Below are 26059 nucleotides of genomic sequence, written 5' to 3'. Positions count from 1 at the left end.
TGGCGCTTGCGATATCAGCCGGGCGTCAATGGGTGTTCACGATTCGTGAAGGGCCACCACCGCCCACTTGCCGTCGCGTGCCAGCGTGCGCGACACATCCGCCAGCACCAGGCGCGCAGCCAAACCGGCAGGTGACAGCTCGTCGTCGGACAGGCTGGCCAGCAGATTGGGGCGGAACAGGTGGGCATCTTCAATGCGCGCCATGTGCAGCTGGCCGGGCGCAATGCGAGCCGTGGCCGAACTGGGCTGGATCGTGGCGGCGTTGCCCAGCTGCACCACGTCCATCAGCAACGACAGGCCATCGACTTCAGCCACCACGCGCGGCGTCTGCCCCATTTGCTGGAACGCGTTGTTGACCAGCGCGCGCAAGCCGTGCCGGCCGCTGGGCAGCACCAGCGGCAGATGCGCAATGGCGTCCAGCCGCGTCGTGTCGGCGTCGGGCACGCCCGGCATGTCGCGCCGGGCACAGAGGTACAGCGGTTCGTCCAGGAGCGGCATGATGCTCCAGCGCCGCGCGGACTCGGCGTGAAACACGATGGCCAGGTCCAGCAAGCGGCCGTTGAGCATGTCGGCAAGGTGGCCCGACAGCGCCTCGACCAGGTGCAGGCGAATGTCGGGATAGCGCTCGTTCATGGCTTGCAGGAACGGTGCGCCCAGAATGGCCGCCGTGGTGGATGGCAGGCCGACGCTGACGTGCCCGGCCAGCCGCGCCTGCTGGGCGGCCGTCACCGCATCGTCGGCGTGGCGCAGGGCCAGCTGGGCCTGCCGGAAAAACGCCAGCCCCGCGTCCGTCGGCACGACGCCACTGGCGCTGCGCTGCAGCAGCCGGGTCGAGAGTTCACCTTCCAGCCTGCTGATCTGCTGGCTGAGGGCCGAGGTGACCATGCCCAGGGACATGGCCGCCCGGCCGATGCTGCCCGCCTCGACGACGCGGACGAAGTAACGCAACTGGCGCAGTTCCATGGCGACCCTGGTTCCTGGAAGAATGACAGGGCCGATTGTAGAAGCTCAGTAGCGCGAGTCCTTGGGTTTCTTGCCGTTGGGGAAATCCTTCTCCTTGCCGGCGAAGTCCGGACGCGGCATGTGGGTGAAGTATTCGGCCACGTCCACGGCGTCCTGGTCGGACAGCACGTCGCCCTCGCCCCAGTTGCCGTGCGTGTTCACGCCCATCGGCATGCTGTTGCGGATGAATGCCGCAGCCTTGTACGTGCGCGCGAGACCGGCCCCGATGTTGAACGATTCGTCGCCCCACAACGGCGGGAACACGATGTCGCCCGCGCGGTCCTTCTTGCCTTCGCCATTGGCGCCGTGGCAGGACGCGCACTGCGCCGCATACAGGCCCTTGCCCCGCACCGGATCAGGCACAAGCTTGGTATCGATCGGCCAGGCGTTTTCGATCTGCACCTTTGCGCCATGCGGCACGTCTTGGGCCAGCCACTTCATGTAGGCAATCATCGCCTTCATTTCGGCAGAATCCTTCTCTAGCGGCTTGCCGTTCATCGACCGCATGAAGCAGCCGTTGATGCGGTCTTCCAGCGACACCACGCGGTTCGCGCGCGGGTTGAACTGCGGGAAGGTGTTGACCGTATTGATGTACGGCGCCCCCATCGGCTTCTTGCCTTCCTGCACGTGGCAGCTGTTGCAGTTCATGCTGGCGCCCGTGTTCTGCGGCAGCAGGCGGCGGGTTTCGTTCAAGAGGCGCTTGCCGTAGTTGATCTGGTCCGCGTTCGGTTCGCCGGCGATCTGCGTATCCGACGGGATCGTGTAGTCGGGCAGGCGTTTGCCGTCCTTGTCGATCACCGCGTACGTGTTGCGGGCGCCGGCCTGCGCGCCCGGCGCCGGCGTATCGGGCGCCGCGCTTGCGGCCATCCAACTGCCGGCGGCGACGGCAAGCGCCAACAGCGTGGCGATTCGGGTGTGCTTACTCATGCTTGCCTCCGGCGACGATGTTGGGCTTCTTGCTGGCCAGGAAATCGCGAATATGCGCGACATCGTTGTCGGCGATCGGCGGCGCCTGGTTCGTCCACGCCGTGCGGATGAAATTGATGACGTCGGTGACGTCCTGGTTGCTCAAGTGCCTGAAGCCGGGCATGGCGAACGCCATCGCGTCCGTCTCGTTGGCCGGCATCTTGCCGCCTTCCAGCGTGATCTGGATGATGGACTGCGGGTTCTGCGCATACACCGCCGAATTGCCCGCCAGCGCGGGGAAAATGCGCGGCATGCCCTGCCCGTCCGCCCGATGGCAGACCACACATTGCTCCATGTAGATGACCGCGCCGCGCGAATCGTAGCGGCCGTCGCGCAAGGCCGCGGTGGTGGTGTCGGCCTTGGGCGGGAACGCCGCAAGCTTGCCCGCGACCGGAGGCAACTGCTTCAGATAGGCCGCGATGCTGGCCAGGTCGCCGTCCGTGAAGTAGCGCGTGCTGTGCTCGACCACATCGGCCATCGCGCCAAACGCGGCGACACGGTCGGTGCGCCCCGTCTTCAGGAACATCACGATTTCTTCCGCGCTCCATGATTGCAGGCCTTGCGCTTCGCCGCGCAGGCTCTTGGCGCGCCAGCCGTCGATGACGGCGCCCGACAGGAAGGCGTCGCCGTCGGCCAGCGACAGCGCCTTTTCCTGATAGGCCAGGCCGCGCGGGGTATGGCAGGCGCCGCAGTGGCCGGGGCCTTCCACCAGGTAGGCGCCGCGCACCAGCTTTTCATCGGCGCCGGCCGGTGCCGCGAAGTCGCGCTTGCCGGCGAACAGCAGTTGCCACCAGGCCATGGGCCAGCGCATGTTCAGCGGCCAGGGGATCGTGGAATCGGCGCTGGGCTGGCTGACGGGTTCGACCTGCGACATGAAGTACGCATACAGCGCCTGGATGTCCGCGTCCGGCATGATGGCGTACGACGGGTACGGCATGGCCGGGTACAGGGGCGTGCCGTCTTTGCGGATGCCAAGCTGCACCGCGTTCTTGAAATCAGCGTAATCGTAGTTGCCGATGCCCGACTGCTTGTCAGGCGAGATGTTCGACGAATAGATCGTGCCTACCGGCGTCTGCATCGCCAGGCCGCCCGCGAAGGGCTTGCCGCCGGGCACGCTGTGACAGGCCACGCAATCGCCCGTGCGCGCGATGTAGGCGCCGGCCTCGATCAGCCGCCGGTCCTGGATGTCGACCGATGCGGCCGTGTCCACCTTGCGATTCGCGGTCAGCAGCTGCGCGCCGCCGATTGCCAGGCCCGCGGCCACCAGCAGGCCGACCACCGCCTTGATCCCGAATTTCCTCATTACTACCCTCCGTATCCGCTGGGCAGCGTGCACGTCGGGGAGTTCGTACGGCCTGTCCAGCTTATGGAGGAAGCTTACGCCTTTCGGTAATAAGCTTATGACCGAAAAGCATAACTTCTGCGGGCTTGTTTGATCTCTCGCAAACCCGCATCAGGCGGCCCGGAAAGGGCCATGCTGCGGCCGCCGGATCAGGCGGCCGCAGCCATCCACATGCCGTCAGGCAGCCGGAATCGTCAGGCCCTTCACCACGGCCGGACGCGCCACAAAGGCTTCCAGCACGCGGGCCACGTTCTTGAACTGCGAGAACCCGACCAGTTCGCCGGCCTCGTAGAAGCCGACCAGGTTGCGCACCCAGGGCAGGATGGCGATGTCGGCAATGGTGTATTCATCGCCCATGACCCAGTCGCGGCCTTCCAGGCGCTGGTCCAGCACGCCCAAGAGGCGCTTGGATTCGGCTACATAGCGGTCGCGCGGGCGCTTGTCTTCGTATTCCTTGCCGGCGAACCGATGGAAGAAGCCCAGCTGGCCGAACATGGGGCCGATGCCGCCCATCTGGAACATGACCCACTGCAGCGTTTCGTAGCGCCCCGCCGTATCCGCCGGGATGAACTGGCCCGTCTTGCTGGCCAGATAGACCAGGATGGCGCCGGATTCGAACAGCGCCAGCGGCTTGCCGTCCGGGCCATTGGGATCCAGGATGGCCGGAATCTTGTTGTTCGGGCTGAGCGACAGGAATTCAGGCGAAAACTGGTCCTGCGTATCGAAACTGACGCGGTGCGGCTCGTAGGGCAGACCCAGCTCTTCCAGCAGGATCGACACCTTCACGCCGTTGGGCGTGGGCAGCGAATACAGCTGGATACGGTCGGGATGCGCGGCGGGCCACTTCTTGGTGATGGCAAACGAATCAAGGGAGGTCATGCGAGGGGTTCTCCAGGGGAGCGGAAACTGCAGCGGGAATTTGCGCGGTAATCCTAGCGCAAATACGGGAAATTCCGCGACATTCCCGGGTTGCCGACCGGGCCGAACGCAAGCTGTCCTAGCCCGCGCGCCGGGCGCACAACCGCCAAAATACCGCCCTGAACGCCACCACGGCCAGTGCGAGGGGCAGCACCAGGTGCCACTGCGCCAGGAACAGCTCGCGCGTCGCCTCGCCCGGCGCCCAGGTATTGCCGAACACCACCGGCGCGGGCGGCGCCAGGTAGAGGGCGATGAGCGCGGCGGCCAGGGTCGCCGCCAGCCGCCCGGCCAGCGACCGGCGCACCGCCTGGAAGCGTTCGGCCAGCATCAGTGCGATCAGCCCGGCCAGGCCTGCCATGACGGCGTCAGCGTAGAAGTCGCGCGGCCCGTACACGTATGGGGCGTCGGGGACCACCCAGCCGTAGGCGTCGGTCGTCAGGATCGAGGTCAGGCAGGCGCCGAAAGACGCCGCGGCGGCGGCCAGCAGCAGCAGGTCACACACACGTAGCAGGAAGGTTCGCATTGCGGAAAGGCGCGTCGCGCGGGTTGAAGATCGGCCGCAGCATGCCACAGGCCGGCCCCGGGCGCAGCCCACGCCACGGGCGCCCGTCCCGCGCTACAGTAAGCAGCCCCCTCTCCTGCCCCGGACGTCCATGCTTGCGCCCCGCCTGCTGCCAGCCTTGCTCCTGACCGCCGCCCTGCTGGGGCCGGCATCGGCCGCCCCGCTGATGGACCAGCGCTACGGGCCGGATGCCGCCCAGATCGCCGACGTCTATCTGCCCGAAACTCCCGTCCCCGGCGGCGCCCCGGTGCTCGTCGTCGTCCATGGCGGTTCGTGGAAGAACGGCGACAAGGCCGCGCCCGAGGTCGTCCAGAACAAGTTGGCCTACTGGCTGCCGCAAGGCTATGTCATCGTGTCGGTCAACACGCGATTAATGCCGCAGGCACGCCCCGAAGCGCAGGCCGAAGACCTGGGCCGCGCATTGGCATGGATCGGCCAACGCGCCCACACCTGGGGCGCCGACCCGGACCGGCTCATCGTCATGGGGCATTCGTCCGGCGGCCACTTGCTGGCGCTGCTGGCCGCCGATGAGCCCATGCGGCAACGCACCGGCGCGCGGCCCTGGCTGGCCAGCGTCGTCCTGGACGGCGCGGGTTTCGACCTGCTGGACGTCATGCCCCGCACGCACGCCCCCTTCTATGACGAGGCCTTTGGCGCCGACCCCGCGCAATGGGCGGCGGCATCACCGGCCGCGCAACTGCGTGGCCCGCAGCCTCCCGCCCTCTTCGTGTGTTCCACGCTGCGCCCCGATCCCTGCCGCCGATCGCAGCGCTATGCCGATCTGCTGAAAGCGCACGGCGGCCAAGCGGAACTGGTGGGCATTGCGCGCAACCACGCCCAGATCAATGCCGACGTGGGCGCCGACAACGACGAGACACGCGCGATCCACACGTTCATCGAGGCACAGCTGCGTCGATAGCGGCAGGCGGATTCGCCCCGGCTCGCGTTGTCGTGCACAATCCGGCCACGCGAACCTTCCCGCGGCCCCCCAAGCAGTCCCCATGACGCCTTTGCAGCACACCCCGATCACCCCGCTCGTGTTCGCCGCCGCCCTGTGGCTGCTGGCGCCCGGCGCCCACGCCGCCGACACCACCCCGCCTGAGAAATCCGCCGTCCGTTCGACGTCGCCGCCTGCCGGTATGCCGCAATATGGCGTGGGCACGCACGGCCGCAGCCTGACGCTCGCCTTGCCCAACAGCCGGTCCATTGCGCCCGCCCCCAACACACCGTACCGCCTGTTCCTGACCGGCAAGACCGACGCGATCCAGAACACCCCCAGCAACGACGGGATCCTGCACGGCGTCACCGACGCGCAGGGCCGCACCGCCTGGGTCTGGACCGAGCAGCCGCACGCCGCCGCGGACTTCACGCTGATCCGTCGCGTCGGCGACGGTGCGTGGGGCCATTTCTTCCAACTGAATTCCAGTGGCGACAACACGCCGCTGCCTGCCTGGCCCTACATCCTGACGCTGCGCCAACGCTGGGGCGAACAGTGGGTCGACCTGGGCTACACCACCCGCCAGGGCGCCACGGCCTACTTCAGCCATGACATGCCCGCCAGCCCCTTGTCCCTGTCGATCGACGGCGCAGTCACCGACAACGCGGCGTGCTTTGCCGAACTGGACGCCATCAATCTCAAGTTCGCGCAGAAGGACGTGGACGGCGCCCAGCAATTGATCAGCGCCATGCGCTGCGCCGACACCCCGCAACAACAACTGGACCTTGCCCACCTGCTGTTGATGGTCGGCCAGCAAGACCAGGCCCGGCAATGGGTCCAGCGCGCCCGCCAGTGGCGCTTCCCGGAATCGCTCAAACGCCCCACCAAGGCCGTGCTGCAAGACCGCCTGAACCTGGAACGCCTGCTGGGCATGCCGGAACTTGCACTGGCTGACACGCAGGTGCTGCAGCAACGCCAAGCCAAGCGCGGCCGCGCACGGCAGCCCGACGACCCGGACCTGGCCAACGAAATCGCCTACTACCTGGCGGACTTTCCCGACTTTTTGCCGCAGGCCGAAGCCCAGGTGCGCGAGTCCATCCGCCGCACGGGCGCAAACCCGTACAACCAGGGAACGCTGGGCTGGATCCTAGCGCTTCGGGGCGACACCGACGAAGGCCTGCGCCTGATTCACGAGTCCTACCGCGACATTCCGCGCAACGAAGAAATCGTGGCCGACTATGGCCTGACGCTATGGCGGAACGGCCAGCCGGAACGGGCCGCGCGGCTGTGGGACCAAGCGCAAGCGCAATGCGTGTGGGGCCGGCGCATGTACGACGCGATGCGCCAGGCGGGATATCCGCATCCATACTTCCAGCCGACGAGTTCCCCGGCCGTGGAAGGCTATCGGCAGCGCTGCGATCGGCCGTGGACCAAACCGAAAACCCAGGCAGCCGCTTCCCGCGACGGCACGGGCAAGTCCGGTTAGTCCGGGATCACCGGATACGTATCGAAGGTCTCTTTCACCAATTCCCGTAGCCAGACGATGGCGGGATCTTGATGAAAGCGCGGATGCCAATGCTGCCGCAACGCGAAGGACGGCAACGGCATCGGGGGTTCAAGCACCCGGACCGATCCGTAGCCGGCGAACACGTTGCCCAATTCCTGAGGCACGGTCGCGATCAGGTCAGGGTGCTGGTCGATCAGCAGCGGCACCACCAGGAAATGCGGCGTCGACAGGTAGATGTTGCGTTTGATCCCCTGCTCTTCAATCGCGCTGTCGTAGGCTTCGGACGACCTTCCCGCCAGCGTCACGACGATCTGCGGCATCCGCTGGAACTGCTCCAGCGTCATCGTGTCCCCTACCTCTGTGTTCTTGACGCTGACCAACGTGACGAACTTGTGCATGAACAGCTGCTGCTGGAACAAGCCGGACGGCGCGGCCCGCAGCGACCCCAGCACCAAATCGACTTCCCCGGATGCCAGCAGGGGTTCGATCTGCGCCACGGGCACCTGCCTGGACCGCAGCGTGCAATGCGGCGCCAGCTTGCGCAGGCGCTTGATCAGGGGCGGCAGGAAGACCAGCTCGCCCATGTCGGTCATGCACAGCGTGAAAGCGCGTCTGGCGACCGCAGGGTCGAACTGCGCCTGAGACAGCACCTGCGCCCTGATCGTCGCCATCAGGTCCAGCACGGTCGGCGCCAGGCTTTCTGATTTAGGGGTGGGTTGCATGCCCTGCCCCGTCTTCACGAACAACGGGTCGTCGAAAAACGACCGAAGCCGGTTGACTGCGTGGCTCATGGCGCTTTGCGACAGGCCCAGCTGTTCGCCCGCGCGCGTCACGCTGCGTTCGCGCAGCAGGCTGTCGAAAACCGCCAGCAGATTCAGGTCGAACTTCTCGTTATGCATGACGTGCATTTCCAGTATTAGACCCATGACATTGACGCATATTCGGCGTCTGCCTATCTTGCTGTCAAGCGCCGCGCAGATCGGCGTTCCGACAAGGAGACAAATCTTGAAACCCCAAAATCGCCTCATCTCAGGGGCGCTGTTTTCCTGCGCCCTGCTTTCCTGTAGCCCCGCTATCGCCGACATCAACGTCGGCGTCGTCCTATCCCTGACCGGACCCGCGGCGTCGCTGGGCGTGCCGGCGAAAAATGCCATCGACCTGCTGCCCCGCGAACTCGCCGGCGAGGCGATCCGCTACATCGTCCTGGACGATGCCTCCGATACGACCCAAGCCTCCCGCGCCTTTCGCCGCCTGGTCGACGAACACAAGGTGGACGTGATCCTGGGCACCTCGGTTACGCCTTCGACCTTGGCGCTGGTGCCCATCGCGCTGGAAAAGCAGGTGCCGCTGCTCAGCCTGGCTGCCAGCGTCAAGATCGTAGAGCCGATGGACCCGCAACGGCGCTGGGTGTTCAAGGCCATCCAGAACGAAAACCTCATGGTCGCCGCCACGCTTGCCCACATGAAAGCCCAAGGCGTCAAGACGTTGGGCTACATCGGCTTTGCAGATGCCTATGGCGATAGCTGGTTGGCTGAAACGCGCGCGCAAGCCGAACCCGCCGGCATCAAGGTGGTGGCGGCAGAGCGTTACGTGAAAACCGACACCAGCGTCACCGCGCAGACCTTGAAACTGCTGGGCGCACGCCCTGACGCCGTGTTGGTGGCGGCCTCCGGTACGCCCGGCGCCCTGCCCCAGAAGTCGCTACGCGAACGCGGCTATCAAGGGGGGATCTATCAAACCTATGGCATCGCCAACCGCGAGTTCCTGCGCATCGCCGGCAAGGATGCCGAAGGCGCGGTCTTCGCCGTCGGCCCGGTGGTGGTCGCCAGTCAGCTGGACCCCGCCAACCCGATCCGCGCGGTCGCCACCGACCTGACTCAACGCTACGAGGCCGCCTACGGCAAGGATTCCATGTCGGTCTTCGCCGCCAATGCCTGGGATGCCAGCATCGTGCTCCAACATGCGTTGAAGACCGCAATGGGCACGGCAAAGCCCGGCACCGCCGAATTCAGGTCCGCTTTGCGGGACGCGCTGGAGGGCACGCGCGACGTCGTGACGTCGCAAGGCGTATCCACCATGTCGCCCAACGACCACGTCGGATACGACGCGCGCGCCGCCGTCATGGTCCAGATCAAGAACGGCGCTTGGCGCTACGTGCAATAGGAGCAGGATCATGTTCGTCAAAAACACCTGGTATGTGGCCGCCTGGGATAACGAAGTCGGCGACGAAGGCCTGTTCTCGCGCACCATCATCGGCGTCCCGGTGCTGATGTATCGAGATAGCGCCGGCCGGTTGGTGGCGTTGGAGGACCGCTGCTGCCACCGCGGCGCACCGCTGTCCGTGGGGCGGCGCGAAGGCGACTGCGTGCGCTGCCTGTACCACGGCCTGAAATTCGACGCGACCGGCGCGTGCGTGGAAGCGCCCGCCCAGCCCCGCATCCCGCCGCAGGCCCGCGTGCGGACCTTTCCCGTCGAAGAACGGCACCGCTGGATCTGGATCTGGATGGGCGACCCGGAGCGCGCCGACAGGTCGCTGATTCCGGACACGCAGTGGCTGGACCATCCCGACTGGTGCAGCCAGGACGGCTACATTCACTATGACGTCAACTACCTGCTGATCGCCGACAACCTGCTGGACTTCTCGCATCTGCCGTTCGTCCACCCCACAACGCTTGGCGGCAGCGAAGACTACGCGGCGGTGTCGCCCAAGGTGGAGCGGCTGGCCGACGGCGTGCGCATCACACGCTGGACCATCGACACGGAGGCGCCCGCGTTCGCCACCAAGGTCAAGCAGTGGCCCGGCCGGGTCGACCGCTGGAACATCTACAACTTCACCATTCCCGGCATCCTGCTGATGGATTCCGGCATGGCGCCCACCGGCACCGGCGCGCAGGAAGGCAGACGCGTGGATGCCGCCGAATTCCGAGGCTGTCAGGCATTGACACCGGAAACGGAAAACTCGACCCACTATTTCTTCGCGCACCCGCACAATTTCGCGATCGATCAGCCCGAGGTGACCGCGTCCATTCATCAAAGCGTAGTCGCCGCGTTCGACGAAGACCGCGACATCATCACCGCGCAGCAACGCTCCTTGTCGCTGGCGCCGGACTTCAAGATGGTGCCGCTGTCCATCGACGCCGCGCTGTCGCAATTCCGCTGGGCCGTGTCACGGCGGCTGGAGCAAGAGCAGCAGCAGCCCGCCGTCATTCCGATTTCTCCGTCACGGGACGTGGCCTGACATGTTGCCGCTGATCATCACCCGCATTACGCGTGAGGCCGACGGCGTGCGGGGATTGGAACTGCGCAGCCCCGACGCCGCCGACCTGCCCGCCTATGCCGCGGGCGCCCACGTCGACGTGGATCTGGGCAACGGCCTTATTCGGCAATATTCGTTGTGCGGCGATCCAGCCGATCGGGGCGCCTACCGGCTGGCCGTCGGACTAGCCGCCGATTCGCGTGGGGGGTCGCGCCATATCCACGAGGCGTTGCGCGAAGGCGACGTGCTGAACGTCGGCGTCCCGCGCCAGCTTTTCGGACTGCACGCGCCGGCCGCCGCACACCATTTCATTGCGGGCGGCATCGGCATCACTCCCATCCTCAGCATGATCCTCGCCTGCGAACAACGACGGGAACCCTGGACGCTGCTGTACTGCGCGCGAAGCCGCAAGCACGCTGCTTTCCTGAGCGAGCTAGCCGCCTACGGCGATCGCGTCCACTTGCACTTCGACGACGAGCAAAGCGGCGCGCGTTGCGATCTGGACAAGCATCTGTCCAATACCCTGCAGATGGCTTCCCATGTCTATTGCTGCGGGCCCGGGCCCTTGATGGATGCGGTCGCGTGGGCCTGCGAACGCCAGCGCATACCCGAAGAGAAGCTGCATGTTGAACGCTTTTCCGCACCTGCAGCGCATGCCGACGCCCGCGATTCGGCGTTCACCGTCGTGCTGGCCCGAAGCGGCGGGCGCTACGCGGTACCCGCCGGAGAATCGGTGCTGAATGTGCTGGAGGCAGCTGGCGTCGCCTGGCCGCATGCCTGCCGCGAAGGGCTTTGCCGCAGCTGTGAAGCGGGCGTGCTGTCCGGCAAGGTAGATCACCGCGACTATGTGCTGAGCGATGAGGAGCGCGCCGGCAACCGCAGCATGATGGTTTGTGTATCCCGCGGCTGCGGCACGCTGGAGTTGGACATCTAGCGCTGCGCCCTATAATCGTCTTCATACGCTGCACGCTACGCGCCTGCTGAGGGGCAGCCGCAGGAGAGACCGTCATGAATTCCCCGTTCAAGCACCTGATCGCCCTGCTTGCCGCCGCTTTCCTGCTTGGCGGCTGCGCCTCTGGCAACGGGGGCCCGCCCCACCCGGGCGCCGTCAATCCCTACAGCAGCGGCGGCTTCCACGATGCCGGGCCCAATTACCCGGATACCGGCCGCTAGGCCATCTGATCAAGCCCCGTCCCGGATTGCCGCGATCACGCTGTTCAGCTCCGCGTCGCGATCCGGTTCGTTCGCGCTGGCGTAGCGCGGTTCCGGGTAGGCTGCCAGCTGCACCACCACCAGCGCGTGGCGGCGGTCAATGTAGATGCGCTGGCCGGAATGGCCCATCGCCATCATCGCGCCGTCATCGCGCAGCCACCAGCTATAGCCATACGCCGTCAGCCCCAGCGCCTGGCGGCTGGCGGAATGGAAGGCTTCGGGCACCGCATGGGCCACGGCGCCGGCCTGGTCGATCCAGCCTTCGGGCAGCACTCGCTTGCCGCCGATCACGCCGTCGTCCAGCACGAACTGGCCCACCCGGCCCAGATCCCGCAAGGTCATGCCGGCGCGGCTGCCGCCGATCTCCTGGCCGTTTTCGGATTCCAGCGTGTAGAAGGCGTCGAACTCCATCCCGTAGGGCTGCCAGATCTTCTGCGACAGGTAGTCGGCCAGCGTCATGCCGGTGGCCGCCGAAAGCAGCGCGCCCAGCAGATAGGTGTCGCCCGTGTTGTAGTGCCACACCGCGCCCGGCGCATGCAGCCGCGGGCACGCGCGCAGCAATGCCAGCACGCCGCCCGGCACCTTGTCCGCCAGCGACTTGCTGTAGCGGTTCACATCCGATTGCTTGTCCGTGTAGTCCTCGGTCCATTCCATGCCCGATGACATCGTCATCAGGTGCCGCACGGTCACCTGGTCGTAGGCGCAGCCCTGCATAGCGGGCAGGTACCGCGTGACGGGGTCGTCGATGCTGTGGATAGCGCCGTCCTGCACGGCCGCGCCCACCAGCAGCGACGTCACCGACTTGATGGTGGACATCGTGGACCAGCGGTCGTGCGGCTGCAGGCCCAGGCCGTAGCGTTCCAGCACCACGCGCCCGGCGCGCATCGCCAATAGCCCGGCCACGTTGTTGCGGTCCATGAATTCCGGCAGGCCGCGCTGCACGCCATCGGACTCGTACTGCACGCGCGCTTCGGGGCCGCGCTCCAACTCACGCGTCGCCGGGCCACGCGCCACGCTGCGGGTAGCGAACAACTGGTCGACGATGCGGTAGCCATAAGCCTGCAGGCACGGCGGCCAAAGCAGGAAGTCTTCGCTGCGGGGCAGATGGACGGCGGGCCGGGCGATGGCTGCGGCGGCGGAAGGAAAAGACAAGTCGGTCATGGGCAAGGCTCGATGCGTGGCGTCCCGCCGGCGATGCAGCGGTGCTGAAGGGATGAGACGGGGATCAATCGTTCTGGATGCCCAGCCGCTTGATGATCGGCCCCCAGGTCGCGGATTCGCGCTGCATGGCTTGCGTCACGGCCTGCCCGCCAAATTCGGCCGGCGGCAGCATGTAGATCTGCGCCATCTGCGCCCGCGCGTCGGGGTCGGCCCAGAACTTCTGCGTGGCCTCGGTCAGCCGCGCAAGCACGGCGGGCGGCGTCCCTTTGGGAGCCATCAGGCCGTACCAGCCGTCGCTGGGAAAATCGGTGGCGCCCACTTCATAGATCGTCGGCACATCGGGCAGCTCGGCCACGCGTTGGCTGCCGAAGACCACCAGCGGCACCGCCTTGCCCGTCTTGATTTGCGGAATCGCCCCCGAGAGCGCATCCGCCGTCAGATCGATCTGCCCGCCCACCAGGTCCATCATGGCGGGCGCCGCCCCCTTGTAAGGCACATGCGACATGTCCAGCCCGAAATGCTGCGCCAGGAAGGCCACGTTCAAATGCGTCGAATTGCCCATCCCGGCCGAGCCGTAATTCAAGACGCCGGGCTTGCTCTTGGCCACCTTGACCAGGTCCTGGACGCTCTTGATGCCGCTGGCCGGATTCGTCACCAGCACCTGCGACGTGCCGGCAATCATCGTCACCGGGTCAAAGTCACGCACCGGGTTGTAGGCCAGGGTCTTGTACGAGAACGGGTTCAAGGACATGTTCGACGTGCTGCCGAACAACAGCGAATAACCGTCCGCGGGCTGCTTGGCGACGAAGGCGGCGGCAATGCTGCCGTTGGCGCCCGGCTTGTTCTCAACGATTACCGTGCCGCCGATCGCCTTGGACACATAGCTGGCCCAGGCGCGCGCCAGGGCGTCCGCCGCGCCGCCGGCCGACACCGGCACCACCACGGAAACCGGCTTGGCCGGAAAGCTCGCCTGTGCCCATACCGGGGCGGCCACGGCGGCGCTCAGGCCTGCCGCCACCATGAATCTGCAGAGCGCCCCCCGCAGATGGCCGATCGAAACGGCCGGGGCAGCAAAACGGGATGACAGCGTCGGGACCATGGCGGCTCACTGAATGGCGGGTGTCGGAATGCGACGGATGAGCAGCGATCTTAGGATCGCCACTAATTGCCGTCCAATGCATAATCAGCTTACCTTCCATAATCAAAATGAATAATTCTGGCAGGCCGCATGAATCTTCAGCAGTTGGACCACTTCCTGGCCGTCGTCGAAACCCAGTCTTTCAGCCGCGCCGCCGACAAGCTGCACCTGACCCAGCCCGCGCTTAGCCGCAGCATCCAGGCGCTGGAAGAGGAACTGGGCGGGCCGCTGCTGGAGCGCGGCAAGAACAAGACGCTGACTGCCCTGGGCGAATTGGCGCTGGCCCGCGCGCGGCGGGTGCGGGTCGAGCTGGCCGAACTGCGGCGCAGCGCCAAGATCCTGGCGAACGTCGAAGCCGGCACCCTGCGCCTGGGCCTGGGCCCTGCCCCGACGGCGATGCTGTCCGTGCATCTGCTGCAGCACATGATGCAGCGCTACCCCGCCATCAAGGTACAACTCAGCGGTGGCACCGCCGACATGCAACTGCAGGAACTGCGCGAAGGCGCCGTCGACGCGCTGATCCTGCACCGTAGCCAGGTCCCGCCGGACGACGACCTGAACCTGGACCTGTTCCCGCGCACCCCGTTGGGCTTCGTCTGCCGTGCGGGGCATCCGCTGGAGCACCGCCGCGCGCTCAGCTTCGCCGAACTGCGCAAGTACCCGCTGGCGGCCAGCGGCCGCGCGATGAGCAATGACGTGATCCACCGCTTGAATGAATACTTCGGCAACCGCACGCATTTCTACGATGCGATCCAATATCAATCGAACGATGTGAACGCCCTGGTGGAAGTGGTGCGCCGCACGGACGCCGTGTTCTTCGGCGTGCTGCAGGTGGCGCGCACCCTGCTGGACCGCGGCGAACTGGTGCTACTGCACCTGTCGCCGCCGCTATCGCTGAGTTCGGAATTCATGTTCGTGACGCTGGACGGCAAGACGCCACCGCCCGCGCTGGAAAAAATCCGCGACTGGTGCGCGGCGCAGATGGCGGGCTAGGCCTAGCCCGGCTGCGCCAGCAGGCGCTGGATCTCGGCCTCGGTCTCGGCATAGTTGCCTTCGCCAAAATGGCGATAGACGATCTGGCCTTGCTTGTCGATCAGATAGACCGCCGGCCAGTACTGGTTGCGATAGGCCTCCCAAGTGGCATAACGGTTGTCCTGCGCCACCGGGTACGTGATCTTGAAGCGTTCCAGCGCCTTCTGGACGTTGGGCGTCGAACGCTCGAACGGGAACTCCGGCGTGTGCACGCCCACCACGACCAGGCCCTGGTCCTTGTACTTCTGATGCCAGCTGGTGACGTACGGCAGCGTGCGGATGCAATTGATGCAGGTGTAGGTCCAGAAATCCACCAGCACGACCTTGCCACGTTGCGACGCCAACGTCAGCGGAGGGCTATTGAGCCAGTTTTCGATACCGGTGAATTCAGGCGCGGGAACAGGCGTGCCAGCAGCCCGCGCAGCGCCCGGCACCACCGACGCCGCCAGCGACGTAGCCAGCAACGCGCCCAGCGCGATCTTCTTCATGGAAGCAAACATGGTCGGACTCCTTGGGGTCAGGGGAGAAAGGTCAGTTGAAAAGGTTGCTGATCCAGGCGTAGGCCAGGATGTCGTACTGGAAATAGATGGCGGCCGCGGTCAGGACCAGCAGCACGCCGAAGCCCTGTTGCAAGCGATGCGTGTAGCGCGACAGCCCGCGTACCCGGGCGGCGATGGCTTGGCCGCCATAGGCGATGGCCAGCATGGGAATGCCGGCGCCGATGGCGAACACCAGCAGCAAGGTGCTGGATTGCGTCAGGTCCTGCGCCTTGGCGGCCAGCACCAGGATCGACGCCAGCACGGGGCCCGCGCAGGGCGTCCACACGGCGCCCAGCGACAGCCCCAGCAGAAAGCCGCCCGCATTCCCGCTGCCGGCCCCGCCGGCGCTGAACGCCAGCTGCTGCAACGGCCCGCCAAAGCGGGCGATCAGGCGGTCATAGGGTTGCGGCCAGATCCGCACCAGCCCGAACAACGCCAGCAACGCAACCGAGGTGGACCGCACGGCTTCATGCACCGAGGCATTTAGGTTGGACAGCAGGCTGAGCGCGATGCCCAGGCCAGCGAACGCCAGCACGAAACCGAACACGACAAAAAAGGGACGCATCCGGTCGGAGCGTTCCAGCGAGGTGCCTAGCAGCACCGGCAACAAGGGCAGCACGCACGGCGACGCGATGGTCAGCATGCCGGCCAGGAGGGCGATGGGGGTGTTGATCAGGTCCATGGGGTGTCCTTTGGAAAGAGGCCCCATTGCACCCGCGACACGTATCCGGCTTGTGCCGGTTTAGCGTCGTTTTTCCTGCTTATGTATCCGTCGCCCGCGCGTATACAGTACGACACACATCCCGGCTCGGGCGGCGCTATAAACCGTTCATCGCAGTCTGTGGAGCCCCTCCGATGAAACGTTTTCTTGCCGTCCTGTTGCTGCTTTTCGGCGGCTTTACCGCCGAAGCCGCCAAGCCATTCCAGTGCCAGCTGATCGCCAATTCCCGCCCGCGTCGGGATCCCCTGCCCCCGGTATCATGAGCGCCACGCCCTCCCACCCTGAAAAGGCATCCTCCGATGGATCACGTTGATCACGTCATGATCGTCGACGACGATCGCGAAATCCGCGAACTGGCCGGCAATTTCCTGAAGAAGAACGGCTTGACCGTCACGCTGGCGGCGGACGGCCGGCAGATGCGGTCGCTGCTGGAAAGCCTGTCCGTCGACCTCATCGTGCTGGACATCATGATGCCCGGCGACGACGGCCTGGTGCTGTGCCGCGAGTTGCGCAGCGGCAAGCACCGCCGCATCCCCATCCTGCTGCTGACGGCGCGCAGCGACGACATGGACCGTGTCCTCGGCCTGGAAATGGGCGCCGACGACTACCTGGTCAAACCCTTCGTGGCGCGCGAACTGCTGGCGCGCATCAAGGCGATCCTGCGCCGCACGCGCATGCTGCCGCCCAACTTCCAGGTGACCGAGCCCGGCCGCGAGATCGCGTTCGGCAACTGGCGGCTGGACACCACCGCGCGCCATTTGCTGGATGCTGACGGCACCATCGTGTCGCTCAGCGGCGCCGAATACCGGCTGCTGCGCGTATTCCTGGACCATCCGCAACGCGTGCTGAACCGCGACCAGCTGCTGAACCTGACGCAAGGTCGCGACGCCGACTTCTTCGGACGCTCCATCGACCTGCTGGTCAGCCGCCTGCGCCAGCGCCTGCGCGAAGACGCACGCGAACCGATGTACATCAAGACCGTGCGCAGCGAAGGCTATGTGTTCTCGGCCGCTGTCGACGTCTCGGAACCCGATCAGTGACCACCGCCACCCCGCGCCGCTTCCCCTGGCCGGGCACGCTGGTCGCGCGCCTGTTCCTGATCTTCCTCGTCGGCCTGCTGCTGGCGTATGGCCTGTCTTTCGCGTCGCTGTTCTATGAACGCTACAGCACCACCAAAACCATGATGCTGGGCGACCTGGAACGCGACGTCGCCATCGCCATGGACATCCTGGACCGCCTGCCCGCCGCGGAGCGCCCCGCCTGGCTACCCCGCCTGTCCAGCGGCAACCGCGAATACCGCCTGGGCAACGGCGACGCCGACCAGCCGCTTGAGCTGGATGCCGCCCGCAGCGTCGCGCAATCCATCCAGGCAGCGCTGGGCAACGCTCGCCCGGCGACGATACGGGCCATGGGGGACGACCCCCGCCATATCCAGGCGCGCGTCGTCTTGTCCGATGGGCAGCCCGTGATCCTGGACATCCATCTGTCGTCAATGCGCCCCGCGCCATGGCTGGGCGTCGTGCTGGCGGTGCAACTGCTGCTGCTGATCGGCTGCGCCTGGCTGGCCGTGCGCCTGGCGGTGCGTCCGCTGACGCGGTTGGCGCGCGCCGCCGAAGCGCTGGATCCGAATGCCAAGAGTCCCCTGCTTAGCGAACACGGCCCCGCCGAAGTGGCAAACGCCGCAGTCGCCTTCAACGCCATGCAAACGCGCATCGCGGCCCACGTGGCCGAACGCATGCAGATACTGGGCGCCATCTCGCATGATCTGCAGACGCCGATCACCCGCATGAAGCTGCGCACGGAATTCATGGACGCTTCGGTCGACCGCGACAAGCTGGCGCAAGACCTGAACGAAGTGGAGCGCCTGGTGCGCGAAGGCATCGACTACGCGCGCAGTGCCCACGGCAAGGTGGAAACGCCCGTGCGCGTGGAGCTGGCCGCGTTTCTGGAAAGCCTGGTCTATGACTACCAGGACACCGGCAAGACGGTCAGCCTGTCGGGCAACAGTGCCGGGCCGCTGTCGACCCGTCCACACGCCTTGCGCCGCGTGCTGGGCAATCTGATCGACAACGCCCTGAAGTTCGCGGGTGCGGCAGAAGTCCGTGTCGACGCTGCCGAAGGCGGTCCCGTGTCGATCTTCGTGCTGGACCGGGGGCCTGGCATTCCCGCGCATGAACTGGACGCCGTGCTGCAGCCTTTCTATCGCCTGGAAAGCTCTCGCAACCGCGACACGGGCGGCACCGGCCTGGGGCTGGCCATTGCGCAGCAATTGGCCGAGGTCCTGGGTGCGAAGCTGATCCTGAGCCCCCGCGACGGCGGCGGCCTATCCGTTGAACTGCGCATCGCCCGCTAGCGGCGACCCCGCCCCAGGAGCTTCCCATGAAACGCCTCTTCGCCATCGCTCTACTGGTAGCGGCATCCACGGCGGGCGCAGCGCCCGTCAGCACGGTTGAAATCCTGTCAACCGGGCAGCAATTTGCCGAAGGCACTATCTTCGTCGGCTCGACGCTCTATTACGTGGACTACGGCCGGTCGGCCGTCTACCGCCTGGAGGACAAGCAGCCCCGGCAAGTCTGGCGGCAGGCCGGCAGCGGCGCCAACGGCTTGGTCCAGGACGGGGAAGACCTGCTGGTGGCGGGCTACGACAACGGCACCATCGTGCGCATCAGCCAAACGGGAGACACCCTCGCCGTCTATGACCACGACGATGCGGAACGCCCCTTTGTCCTGCCCAACGATCTGGCGTCGGACGGGCGCGGCGGCATCTACTTCACCGCATCGGGCGACGAGGGCGACACGCTGGGCAAGGTCTACTATCTGGCGCCGGGCGAACTGCCGCATGAAGTCGCCGGCGGTATCCACAACGCCAACGGATTGGTGGTCTCGCCCGACGGCAAGACGCTGTATGTGGCAGAAAGCAGCACCGACCGCCTCTTCCGGTTTGATGTCGGCGCCGGGGGCACCCTGTCCCACAAACAGGAATTCCTGGCGCTGGATACCGTGCTGGCCGATGGTGTCAATCCGCGCCATACGCCGGACGGCGTCCGCATCGACCGGCAAGGCCGGCTCTTCGTCAGCCTGTATCACGGAGGCGGTTTCGCCGTGTTCGCACCGGACGGCAAACTGCTGGCGCGGGTGGACCTGCTCGGCCAACATCACGCGAACCTGGCCTTGACGCCCGATGAAAAGTTCGTGGAAGGCACCATCGCCAACGACAGCGAGGTCGATGGCTACCTTGGGGCGTTGTACCGCGTCGCCAATCCGGTATCAGGCGGCTGACAGCGCGCCCGACTTCAATAGGGGCGCCAAGATGCCCGCCGTATAGACCCGCGCCACCTTCTCCAGAAATGCCGTGAAGTCGGTCTTGGCGGCATGGTCGGCGCGATCGGAAATCACGCGCATCACCGCAAACGGAATGCCGAACTCATAGCAGACCTGCGCCATCGCCGCGCCTTCCATCTCGACGCACAGCGCATCAGGCAAGCGCTTGCGCAATGCCTGGGCCTCGTCATTGTGGCTGACGAAGATGTCGCCGGTCGCGATCAACCCCGCATGGACCTTGGGCTGCGCAAGCGTGGCGCCCGCGGGATCGCCCGCTGCCCCGTACCGCCGGACGAAGTCCTGGGCGCTGTCGTGCAACAGCTTGCTCAGGGCGGCATCCGACTCGAACTGCACCCGGCCCAACAAGGGGATCTCATGCTGGCCGAACAGCGGCCGGGCGTCCATGTCGTGCTGCATCAAGGTATTGGCCACCACCACGTCGCCCACGTCCACATCCGCATGCAGGCCGCCCGCCAACCCCGTGAAGATCACCTGCGACACCTGGAACTCCCGGATGACGATAGACGCCGTCGCAGCTGCCGCCACCTTGCCGATACGGCTGAGCGCGATGACGCACGGCGTGCCCCACAACGTACCCACGTGAAAATCGCGCATGGCGATACGGTGAATCGTCGCGCCCGGGTCCATCGCCGCCAGCAGGTCGGCGATTTCTTCGTGCAACGCGCCAAGGATGGCGAGACGTTCCATGGTGTCCTTTGAGATGTCTGGCGACACGGCTGACTGCCGCGCAGGGGGAACATACTTTAAACGGCGTCTGGGTATCAACAGGCGGTGATGTGCGTTCTATGTGTTGCGTTCTTCGTTCTGTGTGGAGTGCGCGATCTGCGGTGCTCTGTACCCCAACGTATCCAACGGGCCTGGTGATACACGGCAATGCAGTGCCGCTACCCAGGCGACACACACCGGATACAGGCACTTGTTGCAATGCAGGCTCCATTCCACCTTCGCGGTCACGCCGCGGCATCACCGGGAGCCATCATGGCCAAGAAACTTGAAGAAGTCCTCTACACCGCCAACACCCACACCACCAGCGGCCGCGACGGCACGGGCCGCAGCAGCGACGGCGCGCTGGACGTGCAACTGAGCCCGCCCGGATCCGGCAAGCCGGGCACAAATCCGGAACAACTGTTTGCCGTGGGGTATTCCGCCTGCTTCATGGGAGCAATGAAACGCGCGGGCGCCGCGAATGGCATCGCCGTTCCGAAGGACGTGGCAATTGATGCCAGTGTGTCACTGGGCAAGGTCGACGGCGGGGCGAATTTTGCACTGGGGGTCGTGCTGGCGGTGTCGCTACCGGGGCTGAGCGGGGAGGAGAAGCGGGTGCTGGTGGAAGCAGCGCACCAGATGTGCCCGTATTCGCGCGCGATCAAGGACAACGTGGACGTGCGGTTTGAGGTGATTTGAGGGCGGGATGGGGCGGTGGCTTTGCTACCGCCCCATCTGGGATACAGCGGCTTCAAAAATGCAGTCTGAAATCTTATGTTCCTAAATCCGGACCTGCTATTCCTCGACAAACCTCAGGGCCGCCGCGTAGGCTGATCCCTCTGCCGCTTGGGCGGGCATTGACCTAAGCAGGCACGACGAGAGGGTCAACAAGGTCGCGGCCATCACCCGTTGGACAGGCGAGAAGGCGTGTCGTCAACCTTAGCGAACAAGCATTCCATGGCTTCACCCGAGGTAATGGGTCCTATGGGCAGCAGGAGGTATTGCTGCTCCGGCTAGGCGGTCAAGCTCTGATCACGTAGGCCAATTTAAATGGATGCGAAAAAAGTGCCCATTGAATTCCCGCGTGGTCGAAAATGCAGTCTGACACCTTATCAACACCCTTGACGGGCAAGACGGCATCTTATTTTCTGGCACCTTAATTTCTAGCAAAGCTTCCTCACATCCAAATTATATATATCCATTACCGCCCGCACCCCTCTTTCTTTATTTCCCGCTAAAAATTCCACCTTCAACTCAGTCAATTTCTCACTAATAAATTCAATTTTGTCCCGATCGCGCACTAATCTTGGCGCGATTTCTGCCCACAACTCTTCAAGATCTTTCATATTAGATTCGAAATTTATTAGATCCGGAAAATCATAGCCATCGGGAGCTGATGTCGCATCAGCCAGTGCGCCGCTGAAATTTAATAAATTTTCTCGGAGTGACATCACATACCTTTACCGTTTCTTATTGGCCTATACGATTCAAGTGCGGGGCGCGGTACCGCGTAGGAGCCAGTCGAGCCAGACACTGGGCCCGGCATTACTGACGGCCGAATGATCAGTATATTACCTGGTCTAATAGAGTACCAATTCTGGATCTGTGGCGAATACGCCCCTTTCAACGCCACCGTCGTATCCGAATACAAACTCGCTCCAATTCTATTATCCGGAATTCCATAAACAGAAGATGAATCATCTTTGAGTCGTCTGTTTACTGCCCATATCATGGATGCAGAATTATCAACCAAACCCTCTGATTTCGCAAAATTTCGTAGTGCAGCCCGGACGCGATCGTCTATAAATATACCCAGCTTTAACGATCGCTCATTAGGCTTGGCTCTCAACTCACCAGAAGCAAGAAGCTCCGTTCCTCTCTCATAAGACCCATCAACAGAACGCTGCTGAATATCCAGAACCCTTTTCTCAAACTCCAAAGGAGTCATTTGAGATTTTCCAATCCGAAGTGAGGCATAATTATTGCCCCACATCTCTTTCAACCTATTATCACGAACAAATCCCTCGTAGGCTTGCCGAAGATTCTCAGCCGTAGCAACATAATCTCGCACAGTTCTTCCGACACCGTCTGGTCCAGCTACAAGCGCATCGGAGTAACTAGGCACACTCTTCATCCCAGCGTCTGCCATAGCAGTGCGCCACGCCTCTATTTGACGCTCTGCTCGCATGTTGGTCAATTGATTGAGATCCTGCTTCAGCGAGGTCATGTCACCCAGCAGACCAAATGGATCCGAAGCAACGTTCAGAGCAGCATCCCAATTTCCATTTCTCACCATTTCAAACTGCCCAGACACGCCTCTCGGGGCGGGTCTCGCTGGCCCTCCCACGGGTACCAACCGTCCCTCGGAGAGTTCCAGTTCGCGGAAAGCATCCCTAACCACTTCACGACGAATTTGATCTTCGACCGTTGAGTGAATTGAAAGTGTCAGACTGCATTTTCAACAGAATGAAAATGCAGTCTGACACTTTAAATCGCTTTAAATCGAACGACAGCGAGGTCGACGGTTACCTTGGCGCGTTGTACCGCGTCGCCAATCCCGTCTCAGGCGGCTGACAGCGCGCCCGACTTCAATAGGGGCGCCAAGATGCCCGCCGTGTAGACCCGCGCCACCTTCTCCAGAAACGCCGTGAAGTCGGTCTTGGCGGCGTGGTCGGCGCGGTCCGAGATCACGCGCATCACCGCAAACGAAATGCCGAATTCATAGCAAACCTGCGCCATCGCCGCGCCTTCCATCTCGACGCACAGCGCATCAGGCAAGCGCTTGCGCAACGCCTGGGCCTCGTCATTGTGGCTGACGAAGATGTCGCCGGTCGCGATCAGCCCCGCGTGGACCTTGGGCTGCGTAAGCGTGGCGCCCGCGGTATCGCCCGCTGGCCCGTAGCGCCGGACGAAGTCCTGGGCGCTGTCGTGTAGCAGTTTGCTCAGGGCGGCATCCGACTCGAACTGCACCCGGCCCAACAAGGGGATCTCGTGCTGGCCGAACAGCGGCCGGGCGTCCATGTCGTGCTGCATCAAGGTATTGGCCACCACCACGTCGCCCACGTCCACCTCCGCATGCAGACCGCCCGCCAGCCCCGTGAAGATCACCTTCGACACCTGGAACTCCCGGATGACGATAGACGCCGTCGCTGCCGCCGCCACCTTGCCGATGCGGCTGAGCGCGATGACGCACGGCGTGCCCCACAACGTGCCCACGTGAAAATCGCGCATGGCGATGCGGTGAATCGTCGCGCCCGGGTCCATTGCCGCCAGCAGATCGGCGATTCCTTCGTGCAAGGCGCCGAGGATGGCGAGACGTTCCATGGTGTCCTTTGAGATGTCTGGCGACACGGCTGACTGCCGCGCAGGGGGAACATACTTTAAACGGCGTGAGGACACCAATAAGCGGCGTTGTGCATTCTGTGAGTGGCGTTCCTCGTCCGGTGTGGGGTGTGCGATGTACGGCGTTCTGTACCCCAACGTATCCAACCAGCCGGGTGATACACGGCAATGCTGTGCGACTGCCCGGGCGACACACACCGGATACAGGCACTTGTTGCAATGCAGGCTCCATTCCAACCCCGCGGTAACGCCGCGGCATCACCGGGAGCCATCATGGCCAAGAAACTTGAAGAAGTCCTCTACACCGCCAACACCCACACTACCAGCGGCCGCGACGGCACGGGCCGCAGCAGCGACGGCGCGCTGGACGTGCAACTGAGCCCGCCCGGATCCGGCAAGCCGGGCACGAATCCGGAACAACTGTTTGCCGTGGGGTATTCCGCCTGCTTCATGGGAGCAATGAAACGCGCGGGAGCCGCGAATGGCATCGCCGTTCCGAAGGACGTGGCAATTGATGCCAGCGTGTCACTGGGCAAGGTCGACGGCGGGGCGAATTTTGCACTGGGGGTCGTGCTGGCGGTGTCGCTACCGGGGCTGAGCGGGGAGGAGAAGCGGGTGCTGGTGGAAGCCGCGCATCAGATGTGCCCGTACTCGCGCGCGATCAAGGACAACGTGGACGTGCAGTTTGAGATGGTTTGAGGGCGGGATTGAGGCGGTGGCTTTGCTACCGCCCCATCTGGGATACAGCGGCTTCAAAAATGCAGTCTGAAATCTTATGTTCCTAAATCCGGACCTGCTATTCCTCGACAAACCTCAGGGCCGCCGCGTAGGCTGATCCCTCTGCCGCTTGGGCGGGCATTGACCTAAGCAGGCACGACGAGAGGGTCAACAAGGTCGCGGCCATCACCCGTTGGACAGGCGAGAAGGCGTGTCGTCAACCTTAGCGAACAAGCATTCCATGGCTTCACCCGAGGTAATGGGTCCTATGGGCAGCAGGAGGTATTGCTGCTCTGGCTAGCTCAGCCTGACACCTTAGATTCCCGTCTAAACGCTTGACGGGCAAGACGGTATCTTAATTTTTAGATAAATCTTAGCTTATAGCGTCAACGGGTGGTGATAGAGCCATCTTCGTTCCAGAACTTCCAGGTCCCAACTTCCTTTCCTTCTTCATAGACTCCTTCCGCCGCAACATGTCCGTTCGCATGGAAGTCTCGCCACGGTCCATCCTCCAAGCCATTCCTAAAATGCCCTTCCGACGCGACGGTTCCGTCGGGATAGTAAGCTCTGAACAAACCGTGCCGCAACCATCTCGAACCATCGTCCGCCATGTAACGCGTGTAGCGATAATGCACTTGGCCTGACTCATAAAAAATTTCGGCAATGTTCAAATCAGCCATCATTTCTTCCACGGCATGAATTCGTTAGGGTTATACAGCTCTGTCACGACCGGAAGGCCGGTTTTTGGATCATAGCGCTGGATTGCAATAGTACGTGGCTGCGTTCCGGTACTTTCTCTAAATAAGGTGTCAGACTACATTATTAAAATGCAGCCTGACACCTTAAATCAATTTGAACATTAAATAAATTAAGGCAGGCTATACAACAATAAATATTGCCTTAAAAATGAGTAGAAATTCGGCGAAATTTTACGATCAACCTTACGCCGAAAAACGTCATAACTTACCACAGGCCACTCACCCCCTTCATTCTCGCGGGCATCGAGACACCAACATACCTCGTCGTCATGAAAATAGATCACTACCAAACCTTCTGGCAATTGATATCTAGCTCGACATTCTCGAGTATCTCCCAACACCGTACCGCCCGATTGAATTCCCGCATCACCGCTTTCTATTCCAGAGATCTCCGCACCAATGACCCCCCCTCCACCGTAATGCTCGAGAAATTGTTCGAATGAAGGCGGAAGATTTGTTCGCAAGCTACTTTTAAGGTGCTCAATCTGCGCTTTACCAGCCCCCCCAAACCAAAAAATCTCATTTCCCGCGTCTTCTACCGCCTGCACCAATAGGTCGTATTCGGTCATATTTATCCTACTCAAAATCGGTCACCCGGCTCTTCCACCAATCGCGCCGGGAATCGTTATATTGCCTATTTAGAATCGGATCATTTCGAAAACTCCGCCCGTCCTACAGAAACCCATGCAGCTGCCGCGAGAACTTCTGATGAGTTGATGAGGTCAACTGGTGCGAAAATGCAATCTGAATCCTTAAATTCAACAGCAATTCCCATAATCTCCCCGTAAGCACCCCCGTCAAGTAGACATTGGTTGATAGACGATCGGAGCGAAGGTTAGCCGAGGCATGAATTGCACCGGCGGGAGGCCACCCAACGATTCGTGCGGGCGGTACTGGTTGTA

29 protein-coding genes are annotated in these 26059 nt (G+C 63.7%); 13 read left to right on the top strand and 16 right to left on the bottom strand.

Annotated elements, in window-relative coordinates; genetic code table 11:
- Positions 1 to 36 precede the first annotated feature (36 nt).
- The 5 genes from CEY09_RS25110 to CEY09_RS25090 form a co-directional block, all read right to left on the bottom strand.
- Entirely contained in the window at positions 37 to 963 is a 927-nt protein-coding gene (locus CEY09_RS25110) for a LysR family transcriptional regulator (RefSeq protein ID WP_088590691.1), read from the bottom strand.
- Positions 964 to 1008: 45 nt separating this feature from the next.
- Positions 1009 to 1929, bottom strand: coding sequence for a c-type cytochrome (locus tag CEY09_RS25105; RefSeq protein ID WP_088590690.1), 921 nt, complete (start codon positions 1927 to 1929; stop codon positions 1009 to 1011).
- Complete coding sequence (locus tag CEY09_RS25100) at positions 1922 to 3271, bottom strand: c-type cytochrome (RefSeq protein WP_088590689.1); 1350 nt, start codon at positions 3269 to 3271, stop codon at positions 1922 to 1924. Before CEY09_RS25100 ends, CEY09_RS25105 begins: the two co-directional genes overlap by 8 nt.
- A gap of 216 nt (positions 3272 to 3487) precedes the next feature.
- Positions 3488 to 4189 carry a glutathione S-transferase N-terminal domain-containing protein gene (locus CEY09_RS25095; RefSeq protein WP_088590688.1) on the bottom strand — a complete coding sequence of 234 codons (702 nt, stop codon included), beginning with the start codon at positions 4187 to 4189 and terminating at the stop codon, positions 3488 to 3490.
- Positions 4190 to 4307: 118 nt separating this feature from the next.
- Positions 4308 to 4751 (bottom strand): hypothetical protein, encoded by a 444-nt coding sequence (locus CEY09_RS25090; RefSeq protein ID WP_088590687.1) that lies wholly within the window; start codon positions 4749 to 4751, stop codon positions 4308 to 4310.
- A 130-nt stretch (positions 4752 to 4881) separates the two neighbouring features.
- Between CEY09_RS25090 and CEY09_RS25085 the strand changes: the two genes are divergently transcribed.
- Together CEY09_RS25085 and CEY09_RS25080 are read left to right on the top strand one after the other, a co-directional pair.
- A complete protein-coding gene (locus CEY09_RS25085; protein WP_088590686.1) occupies positions 4882 to 5709 on the top strand; it encodes an alpha/beta hydrolase in 828 nt (275 codons plus the stop codon).
- An 82-nt stretch (positions 5710 to 5791) separates the two neighbouring features.
- Positions 5792 to 7213, top strand: a complete 1422-nt coding sequence (locus tag CEY09_RS25080; RefSeq protein WP_088590685.1) for a tetratricopeptide repeat protein — start codon at positions 5792 to 5794, stop codon at positions 7211 to 7213.
- Here CEY09_RS25080 and CEY09_RS25075 read toward each other — a convergent pair.
- On the bottom strand, positions 7210 to 8160 hold the full coding sequence (locus CEY09_RS25075; RefSeq protein ID WP_234818396.1) for a LysR family transcriptional regulator: 951 nt from the start codon (positions 8158 to 8160) through the stop codon (positions 7210 to 7212). The genes CEY09_RS25080 and CEY09_RS25075 overlap by 4 nt on opposite strands.
- Before the next feature lie 79 nt (positions 8161 to 8239).
- Here CEY09_RS25075 and CEY09_RS25070 point away from each other — a divergent pair, with 79 nt between their 5' ends.
- From CEY09_RS25070 to CEY09_RS25055, 4 genes are all read left to right on the top strand, one after another.
- The gene (locus tag CEY09_RS25070) at positions 8240 to 9397 is read left to right on the top strand and encodes an ABC transporter substrate-binding protein (protein WP_234818395.1); all 1158 of its coding nucleotides are present in this window, start codon (positions 8240 to 8242) and stop codon (positions 9395 to 9397) included.
- Positions 9398 to 9407: 10 nt separating this feature from the next.
- Complete coding sequence (locus tag CEY09_RS25065; protein WP_088590682.1) at positions 9408 to 10472, top strand: aromatic ring-hydroxylating dioxygenase subunit alpha; 1065 nt, start codon at positions 9408 to 9410, stop codon at positions 10470 to 10472.
- 1 nt (position 10473) lies between these two features.
- Positions 10474 to 11424: a PDR/VanB family oxidoreductase gene (locus CEY09_RS25060; protein ID WP_088590681.1), complete on the top strand. Its 951-nt coding sequence runs from the start codon at positions 10474 to 10476 to the stop codon at positions 11422 to 11424.
- 74 nt (positions 11425 to 11498) lie between these two features.
- Positions 11499 to 11663 carry a hypothetical protein gene (locus CEY09_RS25055; RefSeq protein WP_088590680.1) on the top strand — a complete coding sequence of 55 codons (165 nt, stop codon included), beginning with the start codon at positions 11499 to 11501 and terminating at the stop codon, positions 11661 to 11663.
- Positions 11664 to 11672: 9 nt separating this feature from the next.
- On the opposite strand, the gene CEY09_RS25050 is transcribed toward CEY09_RS25055, so the two are convergent.
- Complete coding sequence (locus CEY09_RS25050) at positions 11673 to 12863, bottom strand: serine hydrolase domain-containing protein (RefSeq protein ID WP_088590679.1); 1191 nt, start codon at positions 12861 to 12863, stop codon at positions 11673 to 11675.
- 64 nt (positions 12864 to 12927) lie between these two features.
- Positions 12928 to 13884 carry a Bug family tripartite tricarboxylate transporter substrate binding protein gene (locus tag CEY09_RS25045; protein WP_088590678.1) on the bottom strand — a complete coding sequence of 319 codons (957 nt, stop codon included), beginning with the start codon at positions 13882 to 13884 and terminating at the stop codon, positions 12928 to 12930.
- A gap of 207 nt (positions 13885 to 14091) precedes the next feature.
- On the opposite strand from CEY09_RS25045, the gene CEY09_RS25040 reads away from it, so the two are divergent.
- Positions 14092 to 14994 carry a LysR family transcriptional regulator gene (locus CEY09_RS25040; protein WP_088590677.1) on the top strand — a complete coding sequence of 301 codons (903 nt, stop codon included), beginning with the start codon at positions 14092 to 14094 and terminating at the stop codon, positions 14992 to 14994.
- A 2-nt stretch (positions 14995 to 14996) separates the two neighbouring features.
- Here the strand turns inward: CEY09_RS25040 and CEY09_RS25035 are convergent, their stop codons facing one another.
- Together CEY09_RS25035 and CEY09_RS25030 are read right to left on the bottom strand one after the other, a co-directional pair.
- The gene (locus CEY09_RS25035) at positions 14997 to 15533 is read right to left on the bottom strand and encodes a thioredoxin family protein (RefSeq protein WP_088590676.1); all 537 of its coding nucleotides are present in this window, start codon (positions 15531 to 15533) and stop codon (positions 14997 to 14999) included.
- Positions 15534 to 15564: 31 nt separating this feature from the next.
- Positions 15565 to 16254: a cytochrome c biogenesis CcdA family protein gene (locus tag CEY09_RS25030; protein WP_088590675.1), complete on the bottom strand. Its 690-nt coding sequence runs from the start codon at positions 16252 to 16254 to the stop codon at positions 15565 to 15567.
- Positions 16255 to 16427: 173 nt separating this feature from the next.
- On the opposite strand from CEY09_RS25030, the gene CEY09_RS32720 reads away from it, so the two are divergent.
- The 4 genes from CEY09_RS32720 to CEY09_RS25015 are packed head-to-tail and all read left to right on the top strand — an operon-like array spanning position 16428 to position 19572.
- Positions 16428 to 16556, top strand: a complete 129-nt coding sequence (locus CEY09_RS32720; RefSeq protein ID WP_272938472.1) for a hypothetical protein — start codon at positions 16428 to 16430, stop codon at positions 16554 to 16556.
- 36 nt (positions 16557 to 16592) lie between these two features.
- A complete protein-coding gene (locus tag CEY09_RS25025; protein ID WP_088590674.1) occupies positions 16593 to 17333 on the top strand; it encodes a response regulator in 741 nt (246 codons plus the stop codon).
- Positions 17330 to 18646: a sensor histidine kinase gene (locus tag CEY09_RS25020; protein ID WP_088590673.1), complete on the top strand. Its 1317-nt coding sequence runs from the start codon at positions 17330 to 17332 to the stop codon at positions 18644 to 18646. Before CEY09_RS25025 ends, CEY09_RS25020 begins: the two co-directional genes overlap by 4 nt.
- Positions 18647 to 18672: 26 nt before the next feature.
- Positions 18673 to 19572, top strand: coding sequence for an SMP-30/gluconolactonase/LRE family protein (locus CEY09_RS25015; protein WP_088590672.1), 900 nt, complete (start codon positions 18673 to 18675; stop codon positions 19570 to 19572).
- Here CEY09_RS25015 and CEY09_RS25010 read toward each other — a convergent pair.
- On the bottom strand, positions 19561 to 20322 hold the full coding sequence (locus CEY09_RS25010; RefSeq protein WP_088590671.1) for a 5'-methylthioadenosine/adenosylhomocysteine nucleosidase: 762 nt from the start codon (positions 20320 to 20322) through the stop codon (positions 19561 to 19563). The genes CEY09_RS25015 and CEY09_RS25010 overlap by 12 nt on opposite strands.
- Positions 20323 to 20613: 291 nt before the next feature.
- Between CEY09_RS25010 and CEY09_RS25005 the strand changes: the two genes are divergently transcribed.
- Positions 20614 to 21039, top strand: coding sequence for an organic hydroperoxide resistance protein (locus CEY09_RS25005; protein WP_088590670.1), 426 nt, complete (start codon positions 20614 to 20616; stop codon positions 21037 to 21039).
- A 464-nt stretch (positions 21040 to 21503) separates the two neighbouring features.
- Here the strand turns inward: CEY09_RS25005 and CEY09_RS32620 are convergent, their stop codons facing one another.
- From CEY09_RS32620 to CEY09_RS24995, 3 genes are all read right to left on the bottom strand, one after another.
- On the bottom strand, positions 21504 to 21791 hold the full coding sequence (locus CEY09_RS32620; protein WP_234818394.1) for a hypothetical protein: 288 nt from the start codon (positions 21789 to 21791) through the stop codon (positions 21504 to 21506).
- Complete coding sequence (locus CEY09_RS32045) at positions 21791 to 22654, bottom strand: hypothetical protein (protein ID WP_143219580.1); 864 nt, start codon at positions 22652 to 22654, stop codon at positions 21791 to 21793. The genes CEY09_RS32620 and CEY09_RS32045 overlap by 1 nt, the downstream gene beginning before the upstream one ends.
- Before the next feature lie 248 nt (positions 22655 to 22902).
- On the bottom strand, positions 22903 to 23664 hold the full coding sequence (locus CEY09_RS24995; protein WP_088590668.1) for a 5'-methylthioadenosine/adenosylhomocysteine nucleosidase: 762 nt from the start codon (positions 23662 to 23664) through the stop codon (positions 22903 to 22905).
- Positions 23665 to 23955: 291 nt separating this feature from the next.
- On the opposite strand from CEY09_RS24995, the gene CEY09_RS24990 reads away from it, so the two are divergent.
- The gene (locus tag CEY09_RS24990; protein WP_088590667.1) at positions 23956 to 24381 is read left to right on the top strand and encodes an organic hydroperoxide resistance protein; all 426 of its coding nucleotides are present in this window, start codon (positions 23956 to 23958) and stop codon (positions 24379 to 24381) included.
- Positions 24382 to 24785: 404 nt separating this feature from the next.
- Here the strand turns inward: CEY09_RS24990 and CEY09_RS24985 are convergent, their stop codons facing one another.
- Together CEY09_RS24985 and CEY09_RS24980 are read right to left on the bottom strand one after the other, a co-directional pair.
- Positions 24786 to 25082 carry a toxin-antitoxin system YwqK family antitoxin gene (locus CEY09_RS24985; RefSeq protein WP_337360721.1) on the bottom strand — a complete coding sequence of 99 codons (297 nt, stop codon included), beginning with the start codon at positions 25080 to 25082 and terminating at the stop codon, positions 24786 to 24788.
- A 185-nt stretch (positions 25083 to 25267) separates the two neighbouring features.
- Complete coding sequence (locus tag CEY09_RS24980) at positions 25268 to 25726, bottom strand: SMI1/KNR4 family protein (RefSeq protein ID WP_088590666.1); 459 nt, start codon at positions 25724 to 25726, stop codon at positions 25268 to 25270.
- Positions 25727 to 26059 lie beyond the last annotated feature (333 nt).

Origin of the sequence: Achromobacter marplatensis, assembly GCF_002209535.1 — a bacterium.
Lineage (GTDB): Bacteria > Pseudomonadota > Gammaproteobacteria > Burkholderiales > Burkholderiaceae_B > Achromobacter > Achromobacter marplatensis.
This window is presented reverse-complemented; position numbering and strand designations above follow the sequence as displayed.

What these genes read in the sequence shown, in the direction of transcription:
- CEY09_RS25010 (WP_088590671.1), bottom strand. Translation starts at nt 20,322, where the DNA reads ATGGAACGTCTCGCCATCCTTGGCGCGTTGCACGAAGAAATCGCCGAC.
- CEY09_RS25025 (WP_088590674.1), top strand. Translation starts at nt 16,593, where the DNA reads ATGGATCACGTTGATCACGTCATGATCGTCGACGACGATCGCGAAATC.
- CEY09_RS25005 (WP_088590670.1), top strand. Translation starts at nt 20,614, where the DNA reads ATGGCCAAGAAACTTGAAGAAGTCCTCTACACCGCCAACACCCACACC.
- CEY09_RS32620 (WP_234818394.1), bottom strand. Translation starts at nt 21,791, where the DNA reads ATGTCACTCCGAGAAAATTTATTAAATTTCAGCGGCGCACTGGCTGAT.
- CEY09_RS25080 (WP_088590685.1), top strand. Translation starts at nt 5,792, where the DNA reads ATGACGCCTTTGCAGCACACCCCGATCACCCCGCTCGTGTTCGCCGCC.
- CEY09_RS25065 (WP_088590682.1), top strand. Translation starts at nt 9,408, where the DNA reads ATGTTCGTCAAAAACACCTGGTATGTGGCCGCCTGGGATAACGAAGTC.
- CEY09_RS25075 (WP_234818396.1), bottom strand. Translation starts at nt 8,160, where the DNA reads ATGGGTCTAATACTGGAAATGCACGTCATGCATAACGAGAAGTTCGAC.
- CEY09_RS25055 (WP_088590680.1), top strand. Translation starts at nt 11,499, where the DNA reads ATGAATTCCCCGTTCAAGCACCTGATCGCCCTGCTTGCCGCCGCTTTC.
- CEY09_RS25105 (WP_088590690.1), bottom strand. Translation starts at nt 1,929, where the DNA reads ATGAGTAAGCACACCCGAATCGCCACGCTGTTGGCGCTTGCCGTCGCC.
- CEY09_RS24980 (WP_088590666.1), bottom strand. Translation starts at nt 25,726, where the DNA reads ATGACCGAATACGACCTATTGGTGCAGGCGGTAGAAGACGCGGGAAAT.
- CEY09_RS25100 (WP_088590689.1), bottom strand. Translation starts at nt 3,271, where the DNA reads ATGAGGAAATTCGGGATCAAGGCGGTGGTCGGCCTGCTGGTGGCCGCG.
- CEY09_RS25060 (WP_088590681.1), top strand. Translation starts at nt 10,474, where the DNA reads ATGTTGCCGCTGATCATCACCCGCATTACGCGTGAGGCCGACGGCGTG.
- CEY09_RS25015 (WP_088590672.1), top strand. Translation starts at nt 18,673, where the DNA reads ATGAAACGCCTCTTCGCCATCGCTCTACTGGTAGCGGCATCCACGGCG.
- CEY09_RS32720 (WP_272938472.1), top strand. Translation starts at nt 16,428, where the DNA reads ATGAAACGTTTTCTTGCCGTCCTGTTGCTGCTTTTCGGCGGCTTTACC.
- CEY09_RS25045 (WP_088590678.1), bottom strand. Translation starts at nt 13,884, where the DNA reads ATGGTGGCGGCAGGCCTGAGCGCCGCCGTGGCCGCCCCGGTATGGGCA.
- CEY09_RS25050 (WP_088590679.1), bottom strand. Translation starts at nt 12,863, where the DNA reads ATGACCGACTTGTCTTTTCCTTCCGCCGCCGCAGCCATCGCCCGGCCC.
- CEY09_RS25090 (WP_088590687.1), bottom strand. Translation starts at nt 4,751, where the DNA reads ATGCGAACCTTCCTGCTACGTGTGTGTGACCTGCTGCTGCTGGCCGCC.
- CEY09_RS24990 (WP_088590667.1), top strand. Translation starts at nt 23,956, where the DNA reads ATGGCCAAGAAACTTGAAGAAGTCCTCTACACCGCCAACACCCACACT.
- CEY09_RS24985 (WP_337360721.1), bottom strand. Translation starts at nt 25,082, where the DNA reads ATGATGGCTGATTTGAACATTGCCGAAATTTTTTATGAGTCAGGCCAA.
- CEY09_RS25040 (WP_088590677.1), top strand. Translation starts at nt 14,092, where the DNA reads ATGAATCTTCAGCAGTTGGACCACTTCCTGGCCGTCGTCGAAACCCAG.
- CEY09_RS24995 (WP_088590668.1), bottom strand. Translation starts at nt 23,664, where the DNA reads ATGGAACGTCTCGCCATCCTCGGCGCCTTGCACGAAGGAATCGCCGAT.
- CEY09_RS25030 (WP_088590675.1), bottom strand. Translation starts at nt 16,254, where the DNA reads ATGGACCTGATCAACACCCCCATCGCCCTCCTGGCCGGCATGCTGACC.
- CEY09_RS25035 (WP_088590676.1), bottom strand. Translation starts at nt 15,533, where the DNA reads ATGTTTGCTTCCATGAAGAAGATCGCGCTGGGCGCGTTGCTGGCTACG.
- CEY09_RS25085 (WP_088590686.1), top strand. Translation starts at nt 4,882, where the DNA reads ATGCTTGCGCCCCGCCTGCTGCCAGCCTTGCTCCTGACCGCCGCCCTG.
- CEY09_RS25110 (WP_088590691.1), bottom strand. Translation starts at nt 963, where the DNA reads ATGGAACTGCGCCAGTTGCGTTACTTCGTCCGCGTCGTCGAGGCGGGC.
- CEY09_RS25095 (WP_088590688.1), bottom strand. Translation starts at nt 4,189, where the DNA reads ATGACCTCCCTTGATTCGTTTGCCATCACCAAGAAGTGGCCCGCCGCG.